The sequence below is a fragment of the Bacillus sp. K7 genome, from assembly GCF_053903245.1.
On the sequence record NZ_CP096406.1, the window covers coordinates 2579025 to 2603610 of the forward strand.

At 44.7% G+C, this 24586-nt stretch carries 19 protein-coding genes and 1 other annotated feature; of the genes, 2 read left to right on the plus strand and 17 right to left on the minus strand.

Going from position 1 to position 24586, the window contains the following annotated elements; all coding sequences use genetic code 11:
• Positions 1-9: 9 nt before the first annotated feature.
• Entirely contained in the window at positions 10-2652 is a 2643-nt protein-coding gene (gene valS / locus M1D98_RS13255; RefSeq protein WP_121643009.1) for a valine--tRNA ligase, read from the minus strand.
• A gap of 59 nt (positions 2653-2711) precedes the next feature.
• Positions 2712-2934 (minus strand) — a binding site (T-box leader).
• 165 nt (positions 2935-3099) lie between these two features.
• Here valS and M1D98_RS13260 point away from each other — a divergent pair.
• On the plus strand, positions 3100-3291 hold the full coding sequence (locus M1D98_RS13260) for a hypothetical protein (protein ID WP_010330262.1): 192 nt from the start codon (positions 3100-3102) through the stop codon (positions 3289-3291).
• 17 nt (positions 3292-3308) lie between these two features.
• On the opposite strand, the gene cotN is transcribed toward M1D98_RS13260, so the two are convergent.
• From cotN to hemA, 8 genes are all read right to left on the minus strand, one after another.
• Positions 3309-4331 carry a spore coat protein CotN gene (gene cotN, locus M1D98_RS13265; RefSeq protein WP_268522123.1) on the minus strand — a complete coding sequence of 341 codons (1023 nt, stop codon included), beginning with the start codon at positions 4329-4331 and terminating at the stop codon, positions 3309-3311.
• A 32-nt stretch (positions 4332-4363) separates the two neighbouring features.
• Entirely contained in the window at positions 4364-6340 is a 1977-nt protein-coding gene (locus M1D98_RS13270; protein ID WP_456279638.1) for a LysM peptidoglycan-binding domain-containing protein, read from the minus strand.
• Positions 6341-6473: 133 nt separating this feature from the next.
• Positions 6474-7766 (minus strand): glutamate-1-semialdehyde 2,1-aminomutase, encoded by a 1293-nt coding sequence (gene hemL / locus M1D98_RS13275; RefSeq protein WP_121643012.1) that lies wholly within the window; start codon positions 7764-7766, stop codon positions 6474-6476.
• Positions 7767-7795: 29 nt separating this feature from the next.
• Complete coding sequence (gene hemB, locus M1D98_RS13280) at positions 7796-8770, minus strand: porphobilinogen synthase (RefSeq protein ID WP_268522127.1); 975 nt, start codon at positions 8768-8770, stop codon at positions 7796-7798.
• Positions 8767-9555 (minus strand): uroporphyrinogen-III synthase, encoded by a 789-nt coding sequence (hemD, locus tag M1D98_RS13285; RefSeq protein WP_010330257.1) that lies wholly within the window; start codon positions 9553-9555, stop codon positions 8767-8769. Before hemD ends, hemB begins: the two co-directional genes overlap by 4 nt.
• A complete protein-coding gene (hemC, locus tag M1D98_RS13290) occupies positions 9545-10486 on the minus strand; it encodes a hydroxymethylbilane synthase (RefSeq protein ID WP_010330256.1) in 942 nt (313 codons plus the stop codon). Before hemC ends, hemD begins: the two co-directional genes overlap by 11 nt.
• A gap of 34 nt (positions 10487-10520) precedes the next feature.
• Positions 10521-11351, minus strand: coding sequence for a cytochrome c biogenesis protein (locus M1D98_RS13295; protein WP_456279639.1), 831 nt, complete (start codon positions 11349-11351; stop codon positions 10521-10523).
• Between the two features lie 7 nt (positions 11352-11358).
• Positions 11359-12726 carry a glutamyl-tRNA reductase gene (gene hemA, locus M1D98_RS13300; RefSeq protein WP_456280226.1) on the minus strand — a complete coding sequence of 456 codons (1368 nt, stop codon included), beginning with the start codon at positions 12724-12726 and terminating at the stop codon, positions 11359-11361.
• A gap of 227 nt (positions 12727-12953) precedes the next feature.
• Here hemA and M1D98_RS13305 point away from each other — a divergent pair, with 227 nt between their 5' ends.
• On the plus strand, positions 12954-13451 hold the full coding sequence (locus M1D98_RS13305) for a hypothetical protein (protein WP_268559690.1): 498 nt from the start codon (positions 12954-12956) through the stop codon (positions 13449-13451).
• A 23-nt stretch (positions 13452-13474) separates the two neighbouring features.
• Here the strand turns inward: M1D98_RS13305 and yihA are convergent, their stop codons facing one another.
• The 8 genes from yihA to leuC all read right to left on the minus strand — a co-directional run bounded on the left by yihA (position 13475) and on the right by leuC (position 24564).
• Entirely contained in the window at positions 13475-14062 is a 588-nt protein-coding gene (yihA, locus tag M1D98_RS13310) for a ribosome biogenesis GTP-binding protein YihA/YsxC (protein WP_010330252.1), read from the minus strand.
• A complete protein-coding gene (gene lon / locus M1D98_RS13315; RefSeq protein WP_121643015.1) occupies positions 14059-16383 on the minus strand; it encodes an endopeptidase La in 2325 nt (774 codons plus the stop codon). The genes yihA and lon overlap by 4 nt, the downstream gene beginning before the upstream one ends.
• 179 nt (positions 16384-16562) lie before the next feature.
• A complete protein-coding gene (gene lonB / locus M1D98_RS13320; RefSeq protein WP_010330250.1) occupies positions 16563-18221 on the minus strand; it encodes an ATP-dependent protease LonB in 1659 nt (552 codons plus the stop codon).
• A gap of 152 nt (positions 18222-18373) precedes the next feature.
• Positions 18374-19636, minus strand: coding sequence for an ATP-dependent protease ATP-binding subunit ClpX (clpX, locus tag M1D98_RS13325; RefSeq protein WP_039074669.1), 1263 nt, complete (start codon positions 19634-19636; stop codon positions 18374-18376).
• 271 nt (positions 19637-19907) lie between these two features.
• Positions 19908-21182: a trigger factor gene (tig, locus tag M1D98_RS13330; protein WP_010330248.1), complete on the minus strand. Its 1275-nt coding sequence runs from the start codon at positions 21180-21182 to the stop codon at positions 19908-19910.
• Between the two features lie 227 nt (positions 21183-21409).
• Positions 21410-22414: a DNA damage checkpoint antagonist DdcA gene (gene ddcA / locus M1D98_RS13335; protein WP_456279640.1), complete on the minus strand. Its 1005-nt coding sequence runs from the start codon at positions 22412-22414 to the stop codon at positions 21410-21412.
• A 119-nt stretch (positions 22415-22533) separates the two neighbouring features.
• Positions 22534-23133: a 3-isopropylmalate dehydratase small subunit gene (gene leuD, locus M1D98_RS13340; RefSeq protein WP_456279641.1), complete on the minus strand. Its 600-nt coding sequence runs from the start codon at positions 23131-23133 to the stop codon at positions 22534-22536.
• A 12-nt stretch (positions 23134-23145) separates the two neighbouring features.
• On the minus strand, positions 23146-24564 hold the full coding sequence (gene leuC, locus M1D98_RS13345) for a 3-isopropylmalate dehydratase large subunit (protein ID WP_121643017.1): 1419 nt from the start codon (positions 24562-24564) through the stop codon (positions 23146-23148).
• Between the last annotated feature and the right edge of the window lie 22 nt (positions 24565-24586).

Genomic DNA, 24586 nt, shown 5'->3' on the forward strand with positions numbered 1-24586 from the left:
GGCTTTTCATTAGCCCTTCAGTTCAGCCATTCGTTTTTGAACAGCATCACGCTTTGCCACATAATCTTTTTCTTTTTCACGCTCTTCATCAATTACGTGCGCAGGCGCTTTTTTGATAAATCCTTCATTTCCAAGTTTCTTTTGGACGCGCTCGACTTCTTTTGTCAGCTTATCGAATTCTTTTTGCAGGCGGGCAATCTCTTCATCAATATTAATCAAGCCTTCAAGCGGAAGAATCACCTCTGCTCCTGAGACAACAGCCGTCATCGCTTTATCAACGGCCTCAATATCCGTGCCGATTTTAAGCACGCTCGGATTCGTAAAACGTTCAACATATGAACGGTTCGCTTCGAGGCGGGCCGCTATTTCGTCTGTGCTTGTTTTAATATACAATTCAACCTGCTTGCTCATTGGCGTATTGACTTCACTGCGGATATTGCGCACAGAACGGATCAGCTCAACAAGAAGCTTCATGTCAGCTGCCGATTCAGTATCGGTATGCTCCGGTACGACAACAGGCCATTGACTGACTGTAATGGATTCTCCTTGATGAGGAAGGTGCTGCCAAATTTCCTCCGTTAAGAATGGCATAAATGGATGGAGCAGGCGCATTGTTTGATCCAGTACATAAGCAAGGATGGAACGGGTTGTTTTCTTAGCCGCTTCGTCCTCTCCGTAAAGCGGAAGCTTCGCCATTTCAATATACCAATCACAGAAATCGTCCCAAATAAAGTTGTATAAATGGCGTCCGACTTCACCAAATTCATATCGATCAGCAAGCTGAGTCACATGCTCAATCGTTTCATTTAATCGCGTTAAAATCCACTTGTCAGCGACTGATTTTTCACCTGACAGATCAAGCTCATCGTATGTTAAGCCATCCATGTTCATTAATGCAAACCGGGAGGCATTCCAAATTTTGTTGGCGAAATTCCATGTCGATTCCACTTTTTCATAGCTAAAGCGCAGATCTTGGCCGGGAGAGCTTCCTGTGGCAAGGAAATAACGCAGAGAATCTGCTCCGTACTTGTCAATGACATCCATCGGATCGACACCGTTGCCAAGAGATTTACTCATTTTCCGGCCTTGCTCGTCACGAATTAAGCCATGGATTAAAACGTCTTTAAACGGGCGCTCATCTGTAAATTCAATCCCTTGGAAAATCATGCGTGATACCCAGAAGAAAATGATGTCGTACCCTGTCACGAGAACGTCTGTCGGATAGTAACGTTTAAAGTCTTCAGCAGTTACATCAGGCCAACCCATCGTGGAGAACGGCCAGAGTGCAGAACTGAACCACGTATCCAGTACGTCAGTATCCTGTTCCCACTTTTCGCTGTCCTCAGGCGCTTCAAGACCGACGTAAAGCTCGCCTGTTTCTTTATGATACCAAGCAGGAATGCGGTGGCCCCACCACAACTGACGGGAAATACACCAGTCACGGATGTTTTCCATCCAGTGTAAATACGTTTTTTCGAAACGGTCAGGCACAAAGTTGACTTTTTCGTCTTTCTTCTGCAGCTCAATCGCTGCATCAGCAAGCGGCTGCATGCGCACAAACCATTGAGTAGAAAGATAAGGCTCAACAACAACCCCGCTTCGTTCACTATGGCCGACAGAATGCATATGATCCTCAATTTTGAAGAGAACTCCCGCCTCCTGTAAATCTTTTACGAGCTTTTTGCGGCATTCAAAACGATCCATACCTTGATATTGAAGAGCATTTTCATTCATCGTTCCATCTTCATTCATGACAAGAATGCGTTCTAAATTGTGGCGGTTGCCAAGCTCGAAGTCGTTCGGATCATGAGCAGGCGTAATTTTCACCGCACCTGAACCAAATTCCATATCAACGTAGTCATCACCGACAATTGGAATTTCACGATTTGTAATTGGCAGGAGCACCGTTTTTCCGATAAGGTGCTTATAGCGCTCATCTTCAGGGTGAACGGCAACAGCTGTATCACCGAGCATCGTTTCAGGACGTGTCGTTGCAATGTCAATTGAGCCTGAACCGTCAGCGAGCGGATAGCTCATATGATAAAACGCGCCTTGGACATCCTTGTATATGACCTCAATGTCGGATAAAGCTGTTTTTGTCGCAGGGTCCCAGTTAATAATATATTCGCCTCTGTAGATCAGGCCTTTTTCATACAGCTTAACGAAAACTTCACGAACCGCTTTGCTCAAGCCTTCATCCAGCGTAAAGCGTTCACGGGAATAATCAAGGCCAAGCCCTAATTTCGCCCACTGGCTGCGAATAAACTCAGCATACTCTTCCTTCCACTTCCACGTTTCTTCGAGGAATTTTTCGCGGCCCAAATCGTAACGGGATGTGCCTTCTTCACGAAGTTTCGCTTCCACTTTAGCCTGTGTCGCAATGCCGGCATGGTCCATACCCGGAAGCCACAGCACATCGTAACCTTGCATGCGTTTCATTCTTGTTACAATGTCTTGCAGCGTCGTGTCCCACGCATGGCCAAGGTGAAGCCTTCCTGTTACGTTTGGCGGCGGAATGACAACAGAATATGGCTCTTTTGTCTGATCGCTGCCCGCTTCGAAAAATTTGCCTTTTAGCCAAAAATCATATCGGTCTTTTTCAACCGCTGCCGGATCGTATTTCGTCGGCATTGTTTGTTCATTCGTTTCCATCATAACCCTCCAGCATGTTTAAAAATGGCTGAGAACGAAAAAAGAGCTTCTCATCCCTGTAAAAGGACGAAAAGCTCTTTCGCGGTACCACCTTTTTTCATGAACTAAATCGGTTCATGCACTTACAACGGATAACGGGTGTTTCCCGAATTTCTCTACTCTTCTTTCAAGAAATTATGCTCCCGGGCGACCTTCCAATCAGACAACATAAGAAGCCTTTCAGCAAACGGCCTCTCTCTCTGCATGCGTCTTTTTTGTACTCTTCCCGTTCTAAGCAGGTGTATTTATCAGCTCATCATATACTTTATTTATGTTCTTTATTATAGTAAAAGTGTTTTTGATTCGTCAATCATCTTTTCCAAAAACGCCGTTTTCTATACAGATGGGCAGGCTCCTATTGCAAAAGTTGGCATATGATGCTTATAAATGCGCAGAGGAGGATGCACCGTGAAGAAACGTTTCAGCTCTTATTCGCTGCCGCCGTGGGTTAGGCAAATTCGGCTTGTATCCGCACAAGTGATTATTCCCATTACGATTTTTCAAGGAATCAGAACCATTTTCTTTCCAACAACCTTTGATGTTTTGCTGCTTGCCATCCTAATCTTGTTAGCTTGCGCCCTGCATTTAGATTGGATATAAACAAAAAGTCCGCGCCATTAAGACGTGGACTCGTTTTCAGCCTGGAATTTTTTCGCTTGTTCATTCTCATGGATTTTCATCACAAACGGCTCAATATTTTTCATTTGCCAGTAAGCCTTTAATAAATGCGTGCATTCATCTTTTTCATGCTGTCTCTTCCCGGTTTGATAACGGTTCAGCACCTTGTACATGGCTGCAGGATATGCCATATAGCTGAGAAAAAGACTGGCTTCTGCTTCACGCAAAGGGAATGATTTCGTGTATGCATCATACCATTCGACGCATTCCGGACAAGCTTTTGGCAAGCCCCTGAACAATTTTGTATAAAAGCCGAGCAAATCGTTTTGCGGCGGCCCGACAGACGCTCTTTCAAAGTTTGTCAAATACCCGGTTCCTGCATCATTATAGAGAAAATGGTGAATAGACAGGCTGCCATGATTCATGACAACTCTCGAGACACCCTTTTCTTTAGCCGACTCATACCAGTCCTCCATCCGCTCCAGTGCAAAGTTTACCGCGGAAATGGTTTCTGAAAAATAGGTTGCTGCCTGTAGTTCAAAAGGAGAAAGATACCATTCCTTCTCCGCTCTATCTACAAACTGTTCATAGAATCTTTTATCCTGTTCCCACTGTTTTTTCGTTTGTCCGTAATAACGTTCAATGTCATCACGGCTGACTTTCATTTCCTGCACGGTTCTCTCGTGGAGACGGGCTGTTTCTCTAAATAAGTAATCATGTTTCTGATCCCGTTCTTCCTCCTGGTCAAATTGGAGCCAAGGCATTAAATAATAGGAATTTCCTGATTGTACGCCGGAGAAAAACTCTCCGCTATTTGTTCTGTAAATGGGGACAAACGACCGGAAACCTTTTTCCTCAATCGCCACCATGTGATCTGTAAACTGTTTTCCGCGAGCCGCCTTCAATTTTTTCAGGGCAAATACACCGTAGTCTGTATACACTTTCCACACTAGAGGACTGACAGGCTCAATAAATTGAGCAGTCAGTCCATACTCCTGAAGAACCGTTTGGGTATCTTCCATTCCATTCACCACATTTTCCGATTGCTTACGGCTTACGCATGGCTGTTGTTATATTGTGGAATATAGAGGATCTGTCCTGCTTTCAACTCATCGTCCAAGGCTAATGAATTCATTCTGATTAGCTGCTGGGAGGTGATTTCATACCGTTCGCATAAACGTTCGATCGTATCTTCCTGCTGAACAATACATATTTTCATTCTCGAAAACTCATCCTCTTCTCTCGTAAAGAGTTTTGTTAAATAAAGAGAATTATCACTTTCCTTTGTTTGAGATTCCTTTGTTTCAGCAGCAGGAGCAACCCTAGGAACAGCATCCGCTTCCTTCCTTTCTGTCTCAGAGGCCTCAGGCAACTGGAAGGATTGATAAGGTGTTTCTTCCTCAGGCTCTTCAGCCGAAGGTATTTTTCTCACTTCAATTTCAAAGCTGTCTTCCTCTTGTTCTTCCTTTTCCAGTAGTTTAGGCATGGAATAAAAAGAATCTTCCTCTTCTTGTTCGGGCAGGAAGGTGCGGTATACCGTTGTGAGCTCTTTTTGAGGCGTCTCGTCTGAGCTGGCTTTTTGATTGAAATGAAGCTGTAACGCTTCGTCATCCTCCGTATATGGCGCTGACACGGATTTCTTCTCTCTGTTTTCTTCGATGGAGAGAACGGACTCAGATACAGGCTCCGAAGCTTCATCCTCTTCATGACGAAGCGCAGGCTCAGCGTGCTCCGGTTGGGCTGCTTCTCTCTCTTCTTGACGAAGCGCAGGCTCAGCGTGCTCCGGTTGAGCCGCTGCTTCATCTTCTTGACGGAGTGCTGGCTCAGCGTGCCCCGGTTGAGCCGCTGCTTTCTCTTCTTGACGAAGCGCAGGCTCAGCGTGCCCCGGTTGAGCCGCTGCTTTCTCTTCTTGACGAAGCGCGGGCTCAGCGTGCCCCGGTTGAGCCGCTGCTTTCTCTTCTTGACGAAACGCGGGCTCAGCGTGCTCCGGTTGAGCCGCTGCTTTCTCTTCTTGACGAAGCGCAGGCTCAGCGTGCTCCGGTTGAGCCGCTGCTTTCTCTTCTTGACGAAACGCGGGCTCAGCGTGCTCCGATTGAGCCGCTTCTTCATTTTGATCCTCTTGGCGCAGCGCATATTCAAGAGTAGGAGACACTGATGTTTCTCCTTCTTCCTTAGAACTCACACTCTCTGCATGTTGCTCAGCCTCACCTGCAGAGTCCGCTTCTTCACGAACAACTGCTGTTGCAGCTGCTGGCTCCGGCGTTTCCTTTTCGGCATGAACCATCCCTTGAATCTCTTTTTCTAAAGCTTCTGATTGTGGCTCAGCTTCTCCTGTTTCCGGTTCTGTACGAGTCGGAGCTTTCGCACTTTCTCGCGACTCTGGTTCTAAGGCAATTGATTCCGGGGGAGCAGATGCTGCTTTTTCTGTTTCCAGTTCTTCACGGAGCCCCGCTTTCGAGATAAAAAGTTCTGGCGGTTCATCCTTTAATTCCGCTTGCTCTTCCGGAGGCGCACTCGTTTCTAATACACTTTGGATCGGCGGTTCAGAAAGCTCTTCCTCCCTAATTGCAGGAGGAGCTTCGTACAGAGGCATCTCCGGCTCTTTATCTGCTGTATCATCCAAAAGCCCTTCGATCGCTAAATCAGCCTGAATCGTTAAAATGCGCGAATCGGTTAATTGATAGTCAAATGCGTCAATAAAGACGAAGACATCCTGTAAATGGCTCACTTTATTTTTAGGAATGGTAATATCCACAGGAAAACAGTGAGTCAGTTCCGCGCTTCCATCCTCTCTCTTTCTGACTTCTTCAACAAACCGCTTATCAGTATAAAGCTCCTCGGTATGTTTGTTTTGATCTATGTTGTACTCACCTGTAAGTTCAAGCGATCCTCTGATTGATACATAATCATTGACTTCCTGAACCCTAATATCAGGATCTAATGAAATAGAAAGCAGTTCAGAAACTTCCTGTCCTTTTTGGAAACAGATCGATTCTTCTACAGAAAATTGCAATCGATGATTTTGCGGCAAGTTCATATCCTCCTTTCATCTAATCCTTAAAATTAGATGTCACTAAAGGTGTATGTATGAACTGGAGGAAATATGAGTGGGAGTACACAGAAAAAAACCGGCCCAAGGATACCCTTGAAACCGGTTTTCACTTTTATCCGCGGCTGATCTCAGCGAATACTTTCTCAGCTGCCTGAATTGTTTTTTCAATATCTTCATCAGTATGGGCCGTTGAAAGAAAAAGGCCTTCGAATTGTGAGGGCGGGAGGAATACACCTTCATTCGCCATCCCTTTATAATAGTTGGCAAACAGCTTCAAATCAGATGATTTGGCTGTTTCATAATTGGTGACAGGTTCGTTTGTAAAGAAGAAACCGATCATCGAGCCTGCGCGGTTAAAGGTATGCGGAATGCCATGAGCCTCGGCCGCTTTAGAAATGCCTTCTTCCAGCCTGTCGCCTTTTTTGATGAAATTCTTGTAGGATTCTGGTGTCAGCTGCTTCAATGTTTCTAAGCCAGCTGTCATCGCAAGCGGGTTGCCTGACAATGTGCCCGCCTGATAGATCGGACCGCTCGGAGCGATCTGCTCCATGATTTCAGCCTTGCCGCCATAAGCGCCCACAGGAAGCCCGCCCCCGATCACTTTTCCTAAACAAGTGAGATCAGGCGTTACGCCAAAATAGCCTTGAGCACATTGATAGTCGACCCGGAAGCCAGTCATCACTTCATCAAAAATCAGCAGGGAACCATATTCCTCCGTGATCTCACGCAAACCTTGCAGGAAGCCTTCTTGCGGCGGAACAACCCCCATATTTCCGGCAACCGGCTCTACGATAACACCCGCAATGTCTTCACCGAATTGCTGGAAAGCAAGCTTTACACTTTCTAAATCATTGTACGGGACAGTAACGGTGTTTTTCGCAATGCCTTCTGGCACGCCAGGGCTATCCGGCAGACCGAGAGTAGCCACTCCTGAACCTGCTTTAATCAAGAGAGAATCGCCGTGTCCGTGGTAGCAGCCCTCAAATTTTACAATCTTGTTGCGGCCTGTATAGCCTCTAGCTAAACGAAGAGCACTCATTGTAGCCTCCGTTCCGGAGCTGACCATTCGTACAATTTCTACAGATGGCACACGATCAATGACGAGCTTTGCCAATTCATTTTCAACTTCAGTCGGGGCACCAAAGCTTGTCCCGTATTCAGCCACTTTTTTGAGGCTCTCTACGACGCGGTCATTTGTATGGCCTAAAATTAAAGGCCCCCATGACAAGACGTAATCAATATACTCGTTTCCGTCAATATCAATGATTTTTGAGCCTTTTCCGCGCTCCATAAAAATCGGGTCCATGTCTACCGATTTAAATGCGCGAACGGGACTGTTCACACCACCCGGCATGAGTTTTTGCGCTTCTTTAAAAGCCGCTTTGGATTTTTCATAGCTTCTCATCTGCCTCAACTCCTGTCAACTGAATAAAATTACTCCGCAAGCCATTTCGCTGCGTCTTTCGCATGATACGTAATAATCAGATCGGCACCTGCACGCTTCATACTTGTTAAAATTTCTAACACGATTTCTTTTTCTTTGATCCAGCCGTTCTGCGCTGCAGCCTTCACCATTGAATACTCTCCGCTTACATTATAAGCAACGAGCGGCAAAGGAAATTCATTTTTAACATCACGCATGATATCCATATATGAAAGCGAAGGTTTGACAATCAAAAAGTCCGCGCCTTCCTCGACATCTGATTGTGCTTCGCGCAGTGCTTCCATACGGTTGGCAGGATCCATCTGGTATGTTTTGCGGTCCCCGAATTGCGGCGTGCTGTTTGCTGCATCACGGAACGGCCCGTAAAACTCACTTGAATATTTCACAGCGTAAGACATGATCGGAATATTCACGAACCCTTCTTTATCGAGCGCTTCTCTGATCACGGTAACAAATCCGTCCATCATGTTTGAAGGCGCAATGATATCAGCACCTGCTTTCGCTTGGCTGACAGCTGTCTGGGCTAAAAGCTCAAGTGATGCATCATTGAGGATGACCCCGTCTTTGACAAGTCCGCAATGACCGTGGTCTGTATATTCGCATAAGCATGTATCAGCGACTACAACCATCTCAGGGAAGTGGTTTTTAATTTCTGTGATGGCTTTTTGAACGATGCCGTGATCATGGTACGCTTGCGTTCCGCAATCATCTTTTTCTTCCGGGATGCCGAACACGATGACCGATTGAATGCCCAGTTTGACCAGCTCTGCCACTTCATCCTTCAATAGATCTAAAGAAACATGGTACACATCAGGCATAGACGGAACAGCTTTTTTGCCTTCCAGCCCTTCAACGACAAAAATCGGATAAATAAAATCGGATGGGTGCAAACGCGTTTCCTTCACCATCTCTCTCATTGCTTTTGAAGACCGCAGGCGGCGGTGTCTGTTAAATGATTGACTCATATTCTCTCTTCCTCTCTTGACATGCTGCACATTAACTCAAGCATGCCATCTATTGTAAATGTATCAGGCGTATGCGATGTGATGCCGTACGTCATCAGGGCGTCCCTTGTTAAAGGCCCAATGCTGATACAGGCCGTCCTGTTCATCTGCCACTTTTTCAATTCTTCTTTTAAGACATGCATAAACGTATGTACGGTTGATGAACTCGTAAATGTCACGTAATCAAATGAATATTGACTCGCACACTTTTTCAGATCCTCAATGCCTTCTTCATCAGGAATCGTTTCATAGACAACCCATTCCTTCACTTCAAAACCGAGCGGGACAAGCTCTTGTTTCACCACATCACGTGACAAATTGCCTTTAATTACGGTAATCCGTTCCGCAGGTTCAGCATGCTGCTTAAGGGTCTCTGCCAATTGTTCAGCAATATAGTCCTTAGGCATCACATCAACCGATACGTTATGCGTTTCCAAACGGCGGGCCGTTTTTTCACCGACGGCCGCAATTTTTTTATGCGCAGGAAGAATAAGCTGATTTTCCTTTAGGTAAGAAAAAAAGAAGTCCGCTCCGTTCACACTTGTAAAAACAAGCCAGCCGGGCGCAGCAAGGTCCTCTTTCACCTGTTTCGCAACATCATTCGGCAAAGCGGGGCGAAACGTAATTAATGAGGTCAAAACCGCTTTCCCGCCAAGTGACTCCACTTTTTGCTGAAACGATTTTGCCTGCGCCTTATTTCGGGTGACCAGCACTGTTTTTCCCTTCAACGGAAGGTCATTTTCCATCCTCATCAAGCTCCCGTTTTACACGATCGATTAATTCTTTGGCTCCTTTATCAGCCATAAGAGCGGCACAGCGCTTTCCGACTTCCTCCGGATCGTTTCCTGTAACGGTTTCTTTATAAATGATTTTTCCGTCAGGAGAAGCGACAAGACCTGTCAACTCAATTTCATCCTGCTCGTTTAAAACGGAGTAGCCTGCGATCGGAACCTGGCAGCCGCCCTCCAACGCGTTTAAATAGGCACGTTCCGCCAACACGGTCCGTTTTGTATATTCATCTGTAAACTGTGAAAACAACGCCATTAGCTCTTCATCCGATTCTCGGCACTCAATCGCCAAGGCTCCTTGGCCCACTGCAGGCAAACAGCGTTCAGGCTCGAGGAATTCGGTTACAACGTCTTGCTTCCATCCCATTCTGGAAAGTCCGGCAGCAGCTAAAATAATTGCGTCATAATCCTCAGTTTCCAGTTTTTGAAGTCTCGTATCTATATTACCTCTAATCCATTTAATTGTAATGTCAGGACGCTCAATCAAAAGCTGAGCGCTTCTTCTTAAACTGCTTGTGCCGATGACAGCGCCTTCCTTCATTTCTGAGAGCTTTTCGCGATTCTTTGAAATAAAAGCATCACGAGGGTCTTCTCGTTCAGGAATACAGCCGATCACAAGGCCTTCTGGCAAAGCAGCAGGCATGTCTTTCATGCTGTGTACCGCCATATCAATCTCTTCGTTTAAAAGCGCTTGTTCAATCTCTTTGACAAACAGCCCTTTTCCGCCCACTTTTGATAGCGTAACATCGACGATTCGATCGCCCTTTGTCACAATTTCTTTGATTTCAAAAGCAAATGAAGGATTGATTTCCTTCAGTTTTTGAATGACCCATTTCGTTTGAGTCATAGCGAGTTTGCTCCGTCTGGAACCTACTTTAATCGTTCTCATATTTTTTTCCTCCCGAATCTGCTTGGGACATCATTTAACTGAACCAATGGAATTGCGACAGGCTTCCAAGCAGGAAATAGTTGATCATCAGCACGAGAAAACAAGCCGAATTCCACAGTGCAGCGACCTTTCCTTGCAGCTCTTTAATCAGCCTGATATAGAGATAATAGCTGTACAGCAGCAGGACGACAAATGAACCAAGCACTTTAGCGTCGAACCAATACAGCGTTTCTAGTGAGACATACGCCCAAATAACGCCAAGAATCAAACTCAGCAACAGCATCGGGACTCCGATGACATTCAGAACATATGCCATATAATCAAGCTTAGACAAATCTTCTATTCTCAACAGCCATTTTCCCCATTTTTTCTTTTTCAGCAGACGATATTGAAACAGATATAACACTGAAAAAACGAAAGAAAGGGAAAAAGCGCCGTATGAAAGAATCGCCATTGTAATATGAATCACCAACAGCTCGGATACAAGCTGCCCGGAAAAAGCGGCTGACTGCTGCTCTGTCGGCGAAAATGTATGAATGGCAATCATGGAAAACCCTATTACATTTGTAAAAAAGACAATAAAGTCAACTCGTAAAAGCTTTGTCAGTACAAGTGACAGCGTGACAAGAACCCAGGCATAAAAATATAGCGCCTCCGTCACATTTAATACCGGAAACCGCCCGGACACCCACATAAAGTAGGCCAAATACACGGTTTGCAGAGTCCAGACAATAGAAAGCAACCAGAAGGCCATTTTTCCAGCCTTCCGGTTGTGTTGAAGAAAATCTATAAAATAAAAGAGCACACTTAATGCGTAAATGACGATTGTCCCCTCATTAAGCCTAGCCATTGCAGTATCAATCATTCAGCTTTCACTCACTTACAAGCGGGGCAAAGCCCGCTTTTGATTCAGCCTTCTTAAAAGAATGGACCTTTTGGCTGCTTTCAACAGTATCCATCATTTGACGGCCCGCAGCTTCCTCAATATCAAAAATCTGCATAAACAAAGCCAGTTTTTCTTCAGAATCAGCATCTGCCGCAAGCTCTTTCACCTTTAATATCGGATCTCGGAGCATTTGGTTAATGATACTTTTGGTGTGTTTGTTCAACAGTTTTTTCTCTCTTGTGCTTAAATGAGGCAGCTTCCGCTCGATGCTATCCATCGTTTCTGACTGGATGGCAAGCGCCTTTTCGCGCAATGCGGAAATAACCGGGACAACCCCAAGTGTATTCAGCCATTGTTTAAACTCCACAATGGTTTCTTCGATTAACAGTTCAACTTTTTCAGCGGTTTCTCTGCGCTCTTTCATGTTCGCCTCTACAATGCCTTCCAAATCGTCAATATCATAAAGGAAAACACCTTCAAGATCATTCAGCGCCGGATCAAGGTCTCTAGGCACGGCAATGTCTACCATAAACAGCGGACGTCCCTTACGAAGCTTATTCGCATTCTCCATCATTTCTTTAGACACGACAAAATCACTTGCACCGGTTGAACTGATTAAAATATCGGCCTCCGCAAGCGCGCTTTCAAGCTGATTCAAGCTTCTCGCCTCACCGGAAAAACGGTCTGCAAGCTCCTTTGCTTTCAAGTATGTTCGGTTAATGACAGTGACCTTGCCAATTCCATGTCCGTGCAAGTTTTCCGCAGCAAGCTCGCCCATTTTTCCCGCACCAAGAATCAATATGTGCTTGGTTGAAAGGTTTCCGAAGATTTTTTTCGCAAGCTCAACAGCCGCATAGCTAACAGACACTGCATTAGAGCCAATGTCTGTTTCGGCGTGAGTCCGTTTACCTACCGTAACCGCCTGCTTAAACAATTCATTAAAAATCGTGCCGATCGTTTTTTCTTGCTGAGCTGTTTTAAAGCTGTCGCGCACCTGGCCGAGAATTTGCGTTTCACCGATCACCATAGAGTCCAATCCGCAGGCTACACGGAACAAATGCTCAACAGCCGCATCGCTTTCGTAAAAACGTAAAAACGGTGAAAGGTCTTCTTTTCTTAATTCAAACCATTCAGCTAAAAACTTCTTTATATAATAACGGCCGGTATGGAGCTGGTCGACGACCGCATAAATTTCCGTGCGGTTGCAGGTTGAGACAATGATGTTTTCAAGAATGCTTTTCTCTGCTTTCAGCTGCACCATCGCTTCCGCCAGCTCATTCGGCTGAAAGCTTACTTTTTCACGTATCTCAATAGGGGCGGATTTATAATCTACTCCCACAACAAGTATATGCATAGCTTTCATTACACCCCCAACGCCAAAACTTTATTTATAATCATTCTAACATAGAATTCATTATTTATAATAATTATAACATAGTTTCTTTCGCAAATTGTGAACAGATTTTAAAATTCTTATGCTATATTAGAAAAAGCTTCACATGCAATAAGCATTCCTATTGACAATACCAAAAACAGCAAAAATTTACTACACATCAGCTCTAAAATAAGAAGGTGATATGCATGAAACAAAAATCAATTTTATTCCCTTGTCTTCTGCTTGCCGCATCTGTATACGCATGGCTTGAAAGCGGACAAGCCGAACTGTTTTCAGGGCAGGATCAATGGCCTGTTCTCCTCATGCTGTTAGGCGCAGCCTTTGTATACCAAGGTAAAAAAGAAGCCGTCACACCCCATTTCTTTATCGGTTTGCTTCTTTTTGGAATCGGTTTGCACTTTTTCGCCAAACCGAAATGGATGTGGTGGCCGGATGATTTTGAAACGCTTCTATTTATGATCGGCTTTTCGCTCTTGGTGTCAACCGTTCAGAAAAAGGAATATGTATATGAAGCTGTGTCGATGATTTGTTTTTCCCTGTTTTTGTACTTTTTCAAACAAATTATGGCTTGGCTTGAGTCTGCGCATATTCCGACAGCGCTTCTGAAAGAGTATTGGCCATTTGTCTTTATTGGAATTAGTTTATTGTTATTATTGATGAAACGGAAAAAATCTATACGATAAATAAAACCGGCAGAGAAAATTCTCTACCGGTTTATCATTTTTTTGATCGCTCCCCAAGCTTCGTCTTTCCCCTTCTTCGTTTCAGAGGAGAAGAGAATCAGCTCGTCTTCCGGATCAATATTTAATGTCTGTCGGACAACTTTTGCGTGTTTGTCCCATTTTCCTTTCGGGATCTTATCCGCCTTTGTAGCGATAATAATGACAGGGATGCCGTAATACTTTAAGAATTCATACATCTGCACATCATCAGCAGACGGCGCATGCCGCAAATCAACGATCTGCACCACTGCTTTCAATTCCTCGCGTGACGTGATGTAGGTTTCAATCATTCTGCCCCAAGCTTCACGCTCAGTCTTTGACACTTTGGCAAAACCGTAACCCGGCACATCCACAAAATGCAGCTCATCATTGATAATGTAGAAATTCAGCGTTTGTGTTTTTCCCGGTTTTGATGATGTTCTCGCAAGATTTTTGCGATTGATTAATGAATTGATAAAAGACGATTTTCCCACGTTCGATCTTCCGGCCAGTGCAATTTCCGGAAGCCCCCCATCAGGGTACTGCTCCGGCTTAACCGCACTGATCACGATTTCTGACTTTGTGACTTTCATTTCTTCTCTCCTACTAAGGCATGTTCCAACACTTCGTCTAAATGGGACGCCAATATAAATGTCAGGCCCTCTCTGACGCTTTCCGGAATATCCTCTATGTCTTTTTCATTTTCTTTAGGCGCAATAATGGTCGTTAATCCCGCTCTGTGTGCGCCAAGCGCTTTTTCCTTTAAACCGCCGATTGGCAGCACGCGCCCGCGAAGCGTGATTTCTCCAGTCATGCCGACTTCACGTGAAACTGCCCGTCCCGTTAAAGCAGAAACAAGGGCTGTTGCCATCGTAATACCGGCTGACGGACCATCTTTAGGCACTGCACCTTCAGGTACATGTATATGAATATCATACTTCTCATGAAAGTCAGGTTCAATGCCAAGTTCTTCTGTTTTTGACCGCACATAGCTGAACGCGGCCTGAGCTGACTCTCTCATAACATCTCCGAGCTTTCCTGTCAGAATCAATTTCCCTTTCCCCGGGGAAAGCGATACTTCAATCGACAGCGTATCTCCGCCGACGGTTGTATAAGCAAGCCCTGTAACGACACCTACCTGATCCTCTGTTTCAGCTTGTCCGTATCTGAAAACGCGCTTTCCGATAAAGTCCTGAAGATTCTTTTCAGTAACTGTAATCCGCTTTCGCTCTTCAGCAACAATGGTTCTTGCGGCCTTCCGGCAAATCGCGGCAAGCTGGCGTTCAAGGCTTCTCACACCAGCTTCTCTCGTGTAGTAGCGGATGATATCGAGAATCGCCTGATCACGCAGCTGCAGGTTGCTTTTCTTAAGCCCGTGTTCCTTGATTTGCTTCGGCAGCAGGTGGTCCTTCACGATTTCAAGTTTTTCTACTTCTGTGTAACCCGCAATATTAATGATTTCCATTCTGTCTCTGAGCGGACCCGGGATCGTGGCCAAATTGTTTGCCGTTGCGATAAACAGCACTTTTGATAAATCAAAGGTTTCTTCAATATAGTGATCACTAAAGGTGCTGTTTTGCTCTGGATCTAGCACTTCAAGCATAGCAGATGACGGGTCGCCTCTGAAATCAGATGACATTTTGTCAATCTCGTCCAATAAGAATACCGGATTCAGCTTGCCTGCTTTTTTCATGCCTTGAATAATACGTCCAGGCATTGCTCCGACATAGGTCCGTCTGTGTCCGCGAATCTCTGATTCGTCACGCACTCCGCCAAGTGAGATTCTGACGAATTTCCGCCCCAAGCTTTTTGCAATTGATTTGGCTAAAGACGTTTTCCCGACACCTGGAGGTCCTGCCAAGCAAAGAATCGGGCCTTTCAGGGATTTTGTCAGCTTCTGGACAGCCAAATATTCCAGAATCCGTTCTTTCACCTTTTCAAGTCCGTGATGCTCTTCGTCCAAGAGACGCCCTGCCTCTTTCAAATCAAGCTTGTCATCTGTCTCATCCGTCCACGGGAGAGCGATCAGCCAGTCGATATAGTTGCGGATCACGGAGCTTTCCGCGGAACTTGACGGGATTTTTTCGTATCTGTTTAATTCCTTAAGCGCCGTTTCCTTTACATGGTCAGGCATGCCCGCTTCTTCGATCTTTTCCGTCAGCGTCTGCACTTCACCTGTCTTGCCTTCTTTATCACCAAGCTCTTTTTGAATCGCCTTCATTTGTTCACGCAAGTAATATTCCTTTTGCGTACGCTCCATCGAACGTTTGACGCGCTGGCCGATTTTTTTCTCGATCTCCAGCACTTCTTTTTCATTATTAATAAAATCAATGACCTTGTTCAGTCTGTCTTTGACCTCCGCCGTTTCTAAAATATCCTGCTTATCCTTGAGCTTAAGAGGCAGGTGAGAAGCAACGATGTCTGCCATTCTCCCTGGCTCTTCAATATCAGTAACAGCAGCGTACGTTTCAGCCGAGATTTTTTTAGAAATTTTTATGTACTGATCAAAGTGGTCTAACAAAGTCCGCATCAATGCTTCGTCTTCTGTATCTTTAGAATCATCTTCCTGAATCAGCTGGATGTCGACCGACGTGTAATCCTCATACTCATTGTATTTGACGATCTGGGCGCGCTTGAGGCCCTCAACCAACACACGAATCGTACCGTTCGGAAGCTTCAGCATTTGCTTAATTTTTGTATAGGTGCCGACAGTAAAAATCTCGTCTTCACCCGGTTCGTCTATCGAAATATCCTGCTGAGTGGCTAAAAATATCATATGATCATGCATCATTGCCTGTTCAAGGGCTTGGACCGACTTGTCACGTCCTACATCTAAGTGTAAAACCATCGTCGGATACACTAATAAACCTCTTAAAGGGAGGAGCGGGATGCTGCGTTTTAATTCTTCTGCCATGTGACTGACACCTCCGTGACTTTAGTATGAACCATTATAATACAACTTTTTCATCCTTGTACAATAAACGGCATGGTTCCACTTTTTATAATACAGTCTCCTCGTAGTATACCCTTTCTTTCTGATATGAAAAAGGAAAAGATGTCCTTCATAAAAAAAACCCTATTTTAGAAATAGGGTCAAACGGATTCTTTATTGATTTGCATATGAAGCGGTTTTTGTTCTGTCGGCGGATTCACTAAAATTTCATCAAGCACTTCCTGGAACGTCTTCACTGCAATAATTGCGATTCCGTCAATCTTCTTTAAGATCGTCTGCTGATTTTCATATGGGATAATCACTTTTTTCGCCCCGGATTGCTTTGCTGCTTTTATTTTCGGTATCACGCCTCCAATGGGTTTTACAAGACCATTCAGGCTGATTTCGCCCGTCATGGCAACGGTATTGTCAATTGGGATTTTGTGAATCGCCGAGAAAATCCCTGCTGCCATCGCGATGCCCGCCGACGGCCCGTCAATCGGGATCCCTCCTGGGAAATTAACGTGAATATCATAATCAGACGGCTTCATCCCCATTGTTCGCAGGACGGTTAACACGTTTTCGACCGACCCCTTCGCCATGCTTTTTCTCCGGATTGATTTTGATTGGCTGCCGATACTTTCTTCCTCAGCTATCCCTGTGATATTAATGGATCCTTTCTCCTGAGCCGGGCTTACACTCACTTCGATTTCCAAAAGCGACCCGCTGTTAGGTCCGTATACAGCAAGCCCATTTACGATGCCGACTTGCGGTTCAGCCCCGATTTTCTGCTCGTGCTTTGGAGTAAGCTGGCTGGAATGAATAACCCATTCAATATCCTCAATTGTAATGTCTTTCCGATTCTCTGTTACCGCCATTCCCGCTGCGATTTGTATCATGTTAACGGCTTCCCGCCCGTTCCGCGTAAAGCTCGTCAACAGATCCAGACCTTCAGCAGAAATGTTTTTTTCAATTTTATCCGCTGCTGTTTTGGCAACTGTTTTCAGCTCATCCTTTTCAAGCTCACGGAAAAACACCTCTAAACAGCGGGATCGGATAGCTGGCGGAATTTCATTCGGCATTCTTGTCGTTGCGCCAATCAGGCGAAAATCAGCCGGCAGCCCATTTTGAAAAATATCGTGAATATGATTCGGGATTTGTGTGTTTTCCTCACTGTAATACGCGCTGTCTAAAAAGACTTTTCTATCCTCAAGCACCTTCAGCATTTTATTCATTTGAATAGGATGCAGCTCACCTATTTCATCAATAAACAGCACACCGCCATGAGCATGGGTAACAGCACCCTGCTTCGGCTGCGGAATCCCCGCCTGTCCCATCGCTCCTGCCCCTTGGTATATAGGATCATGGACAGAGCCGATGAGCGGATCGGCAATTCCTCTTTCATCAAATCGTGCTGTTGTCGCATCGAGTTCCACAAAAACAGCCTGCTCTTTAAACGGCGATTGTTTATGTTTTTTCGCTTCTTCTAACACAAGCCGTGCAGCAGCAGTTTTACCGACACCCGGAGGTCCATAGACAATGACATGCTGAGGATTCGGCCCGCACAAAGCGGCCTTTAATGCTTTAATGCCGTCTTCCTGTCCAACGATATCTTGAAAACTTTTGGGGCGGACCTTTTCAGATAATGGTTCGGACAAGCTGATAGCGCGCATTTTCCGAAGCTGCTCCATTTCCTTCTTTGATTCCTTATCTATCGTGACCTTTTGTGTCCTTTGATTTTTAAGCAAATTCCAAAAATACAAACCAATGATGATCCCAAAAAACAGCTGAATAAATAACGCGATCCCTGTCCAACTCATGATGGTCCCTCCTGAAAAACAATTTATGTATCCAATTCATTCCTCTGAATGCTAGTATCTCCCACAGGAGACGGGAATAAACGTTTTTCCGGAAGAGTTTGCACGACAAAAAACCTCCTGAATGTCACCACTCAGGAGGTTTGTGCTTATCATTATGCAGATGTTTTGTCTTGGTTTACCTCAGTGCCGTCTTTTAATAAGAGGCGAGGAGGCTCTCCATGTGTCACCGTCGCTCCGGTAATCACACATTTTTCAATGTCATCACGAGAAGGCAGATCAAACATCACATCAAGCATGATGCCTTCAATGATAGAACGAAGTCCGCGAGCGCCAGTCTTGCGTTCAATTGCTTTTTTAGCAATTTCAGAAAGAGCGCCTTCTTCAAACTCAAGCTCAACATTGTCAAGCTCAAGCATTTTCTTGAATTGCTTCACAAGGGCGTTTTTCGGTTTTGTTAAAATCGCAACCAATGCTTCCTCGTCAAGTTTTTCAAGACTTGCAATAACCGGAAGGCGTCCGATGAATTCAGGGATTAACCCGAAGCGAAGCAAGTCTTCAGGAAGCACTTTTGAAAGAAGATCCTCTTTCTCAAGATCAGCAGCTTTATTCTCTCCGCCGAATCCAATGACTTTTTGGCCTAAGCGGCGTTTGATGATTTGTTCGATACCATCGAAAGCACCGCCGCAAATGAACAAAATGTTTGTTGTGTCAATTTGAATGAATTCTTGATGAGGATGCTTACGTCCTCCTTGAGGCGGCACGCTTGCCACTGTACCCTCAAGAATTTTAAGCAGCGCCTGCTGTACACCTTCGCCTGACACGTCACGTGTAATAGACGGGTTTTCTGATTTTCTTGCCACTTTATCAATTTCATCAATATAAATAATGCCTTTTTCAGCTTTTTCCACATCATAATCAGCAGCTTGGATGAGCTTCAAAAGAATATTTTCTACATCTTCACCCACGTATCCAGCTTCAGTCAGAGACGTAGCGTCAGCAATCGCAAACGGCACATTTAAAATGCGGGCCAATGTTTGCGCCAGAAGGGTTTTACCGCTTCCTGTAGGACCGATTAAAGAAATATTACTTTTTGAAAGCTCAACATCATCCACTTTGCTGTTGGAGTTAATGCGCTTATAGTGGTTATACACAGCAACAGCGAGTGATTTCTTCGCTTGATCCTGGCCGATGACATATTCATTCAGAATTTCGCGGATTTCCTGAGGCTTTGGTACGTCTTTAAATTCTACTTCTTCCTCTGTTCCGAGTTCTTCCTCCACAATTTCAGTGCAGAGTTCGATACATTCGTCACATATATATACACCAGGTCCGGCTACAAGCTTTCGAACCTGATCTTGTGTTTTTCCACAAAACGAGCATTTTAATTGTCCTTTTTCCTCGTTAAATTTAAACATTCTTTCACCCCTTAATCTTGTCTCACTTTTTCTTTTACCGGCAGAGCAAAAGAAAATGATACTTGAAACGAACGAGTATGTATTGCATTTTACCATACTTTCCAAAAAGACGGTAACAATGTGTTTCTGACTTGCACATTCTATATGTATGACAAAAAACAGCCCTGCATTAACTATCTTGCCCCAAGAAAAAGAGATATATCATAATTGTACAAAACAAGGCACGAATCATTCGCGCCCTGTTTTATTCTTACTATTATTATGCACCATATTAACGGTTTTCTACAAGAAAATCAATCGCTTTGCGAACTTTTAAATCTTCTTTCATCGCGTCAGTAGAACCGATGGCTTGTTTAATATTTTCAACAGGCATGTTGTATGCTTCAGCCATTTTAGAAAGCTCAGCATCAACTTCCTCATCTGATACTTCAAGGTTTTCCGCTTTCGCAATTCCTTCAAGTGTCAGGTTAGATTTAACGCGTTTTTCAGCATCTTCTTTCATTTGCTCTTTTAACGCAGCCTCATCTTGGCCGGAGAATTGAGTGTAAAGCTCAAGGTTCATGCCTTGCATTTGCAGACGCTGTTCGAATTCTTTCAGCATGCGGTCAAGCTCAGTGTCAACCATTGCTTGCGGTACATCGATTTCAGCATTTTCAGAAGCTTTCAGAACAAGCTCTTCACGCAATTTAGCGTCAGCTTCGTTTTCTTTTGCTTCTTCTAAACGTTTCTTTGTTTTCTCAGTTAATTCAGCGAGTGTTTCCACTTCTTCATCGATATCTTTTGCGAATTCATCATCAAGCTCAGGAAGCTCTTTCGCTTTGATTTCGTGAATTTTCACTTTGAACACAGCTGGTTTGCCAGCAAGCTCTTCAGCGTGGTACTCTTCAGGGAATGTCACTTCAACATCCTTCTCAGCACCAGCTTCAAGACCGATTAGCTGCTCTTCGAAGCCAGGAATGAATGAACCAGAACCAACTTCAAGAGAGTAGTTTTCTGCTTGTCCGCCTTCGAATGCTTCGCCATCAACGAATCCTTCGAAATCCAGAACAACTGTGTTTCCTTCTTCAACAGCGCCTTCTTCTTTGACAACAAGCTCCGCTTGACGCTCTTGAAGCGCTTTTAGTTCGTTTTGAACATCTTCGTCAGTTACAGTTGCATCGTCTTTTTCAACGCCCAGGCCTTTGTATTCGCCAAGCTTCACTTCAGGTTTCACTGTTACTTTCGCAGTGAAGATTAAGCTTTCGCCTTTTTCGATTTTTTCAACATCGATTTCAGGACGGTCTACAGGCTCGATTCCAGCTTCTTCAACCGCTTTAGGGTATTCTACAGGAAGAAGAATATCCAAAGCGTCTTGGTAAAGAGCTTCTACGCCAAAACGCTGTTCGAATAATCCGCGAGGAATTTTACCTTTACGGAATCCAGGAATTGAAACTTGTTTTACTACTTTTTTAAATGCATCATCAAGTGCTGTTTTAAACGTTTCAGCATCAACTTCAACCGTTAAAACGCCTTCGTTGCCTTCTTGTTTTTCCCATTTTACAGACATGTGTTTCCCTCCAAAAATCTATTCAGGTTGTGTCGGTCTTCCATTCTAAAGCAATCATTCGGCTTCGTCCAACAAAAACAAAGCTGCCAAAGATCAGAATCATTATGTATAGATGTGAATAATGAACTGCAAAGCCTGTCCAACCGTTTTTCTTATAACCCGTTATACACAAATACAACCATTATATTATAACATAACACTTAGCGCTTTCAACTATATGGCGCGATTTACAAATAAGAAATTTCTTCAATATCTTTTATCATGGTGCACGCTTCATCGAGTTCTCTGTCGGTAAACTCATACATCATATGAAGTTCTTCTTTTTCAATTTCGATCCCGTGCATCTCGTAACCGACTTTATGCAGGGCAGCCGCCCAAAGGTCAGCCGACAGCAATTTCGGCTGGAACGGATATAAAACGTACATATGTCTTCTCCACAGTTCTTCCACTGCCGCATACAAGGTCGGATTTTCATTTCCAAGCGTCTCATCCAGCACACGGAGAACACGGTGTAAAATCGGAGCGGCATCAGGCGGGACAATCTCAGACGGTTCAATGGTCAGCGACTCGCCAAATTTAGTAATGTGCACGGGTTTGCTATACTCGTGCTCAGCAAGCAGCATGACGATCATGGTTTTGATAATCGGGTGAGCCGAGGGGTCTTGAAGGAGTGTTTTGAGCAGACCTGTATACTTCGCTACATTCCGGTCTTTTAAGGAATGAATTAAATTCATTTGCTCCTCAGGGCTTGCCAGCACTTTCTCCGTATCAATGGTATCCTCATATTCCTCTGCCCAAGCCTCATCCTCACGTTCCGGATCGGTCATTTTACGGCTGAAATCAAGCAGCTTATAAAATTGCTCGGCACTTTCCGCAGGCAGCTGATTTTCTTCCAAAACAGCTTCGATCGTGCTTTTGACTTCTTCATATTTTTTGAGCTGAATTAAGATGGTCATGTACACCTGCAAAACCGTAAAATAATGGCCATAGCCTTCTTTTAGCATCTTCTCGCAGACGCTTTTTGCCTCTTCCAATTCGCCCAGCTCCAAAAAGCAGATGGCCATCCCTAAGTGAAGATCAGATTCAGTATCGTCATATTTCATCGCTTCTGAAAACAGATCAAGCGCTTCTTGATACTTTTTTTCCTTCAGTGATGACATCCCTTTTTCCACAAGACGGTCTTTCAGATGAGGAAAAGGAATAATTTTTGCGTTCTTCTTGTCATGCGTCATACCTATATTCCTTTCAGGCATTTATTTTGTTCAAGTGTAACAACACCTGTGAACAAAAACAAGGAATGAAAGGTTTCACCAGGTGAAAAAAGCCGCCGGCATTTGTCCGGCGGCTTTTTTCAGGCTTGAAGCCAAGAGCTTCTTTGTGCTTCAAATTGCTTGATCTCATCTTCAAGCAAAAGCGTTAATGAAATTTCATCATAGCCGTTGATAAGCATCTCTTTCCAGTGCGGATCAACTTCAAAAGAAATTTGATTGCCTTCACTGTCGTAAATAAGCTGATTTTCAAGATCAACAGTCATTTGCAATGACTGGTTTTCATACTGGCCGACAAGCGTTCTCCAATTGTCATATGGCATGCGAATCGGCAGCATGCCGTTCTTAAAGCAGTTCTGGTGGAAAATATCAGCAAATGACGGCGCGATAATAATTTTAAACCCATAATCATCAAGCGCCCATGGAGCGTGTTCACGCGATGACCCGCACCCGAAGTTCTCCCCTGCTATTAAGATGGAAGCCCCTTGATAAGCAGGCTGGTTTAATTCAAATTCAGGGTTCGGTTCGCCTTTCTCATCATATCTCCAGTCAAAGAATGCAAAACAGCCGTAGCCTGTTCTTTCAATTCTCTTCAAAAATTGTTTCGGAATAATCTGGTCTGTGTCAACATTGATTCGATTTAATACGGCCGCTTTCCCCGTATGTGTTTTTAAAGGTTCCATCTCGCGCACTCCTTACACAACTGTTTTTTCCTGATAAAACTTTCTGACATCAACGAAGTGTCCGTGAATGGCAGCCATCGCAGCCATTGCCGGACTGACGAGATGTGTTCTTGCACCTTTTCCTTGTCTGCCTTCGAAGTTGCGGTTAGAGGTTGACGCACAGCGCTCTCCTTCAGGAACAACGTCATTATTCATGCTTAAACACATGCTGCAGCCTGACTCTCTCCATTCAAATCCAGCTTCCAAGAAAATCTGGTCAAGCCCTTCTTTTTCAGCCTGAAGCTTCACGCTTTGAGATCCGGGAACGACAATGGCTCTTACGCTGGCAGCTACCTTCTTCCCTTTGATCATATCAGCTGCCTGGCGAAGGTCAGTCATGCGGGAATTTGTGCAGGAACCAATAAATACGTGCTCCACTTTGATGTCTTCAATTTTCTGAAGAGGACTCAGCCCCATATATTCATAAGCGCGAATCGCTTCTTTTTTGTCATCTTCTGCGGAAAAGCTCTCCGGCGCAGGAACTTCGGAATCGACAGGAAGAACCATTCCCGGGTTGATGCCCCATGTCACCATCGGAGAAATGTCGTTGCCGTCAAGGACGATAGATTTATCGTACACAGCGCCTGGATCTGTGCGCAGCGCCTTCCATTCCTCTACGGCTTTATCAAATTCTTCGCCTTTTGGCGTGTACTTGCGGTTTTGGCAATATTCAAATGTTACCTCATCAGGCGCAATTAAACCTGCTCTAGCCCCTGCTTCAATTGACATGTTACAAACAGTCATCCGTTCATCCATCGTCATATTTCTGAATACTTCCCCAGTGTATTCAATGACGTAGCCAGTGCCGAATTTCACTCCGTATTTGCCGATGACAGCAAGAATGACATCCTTTGCCGTTACCCCTTTTTGAAGCGTTCCGTCTACGCGCACTTCAAGTGTTTTCGGACGCTGTTGCCAAAGTGTCTGTGTCGAAAGGACATGCTCAACTTCACTCGTCCCGATTCCGAATGCAAGGGCGCCGAATGCCCCATGGGTTGATGTATGGCTGTCGCCGCATACGATCGTTTTCCCTGGAAGAGTCAAACCCAGTTCAGGACCGACAACATGGACAATCCCTTGATCCACACTGTGAAGATCGGCAAGGCGCACGCCAAATTCTTCACAGTTTCGTTCAAGCGCCGTCACTTGGCGTTTCGCCACTTCATCCTTTATCTCAAATCGATTGACGGTCGGGATGTTGTGGTCCATTGTCGCAAATGTATTTTGGGGTCTTCTGACCTTTCTTCCCTTTTGTCTCAACCCTTCAAAAGCCTGAGGAGACGTCACCTCATGAATAAGATGCAAATCAATATAGAGAAGATCCGGTTTTCCCTCACCATGTTTCACAATATGCTGATCCCAAATCTTTTCGATGATTGTTCGAGGCATCACTTTTATTTCCTCCCTCTACCTA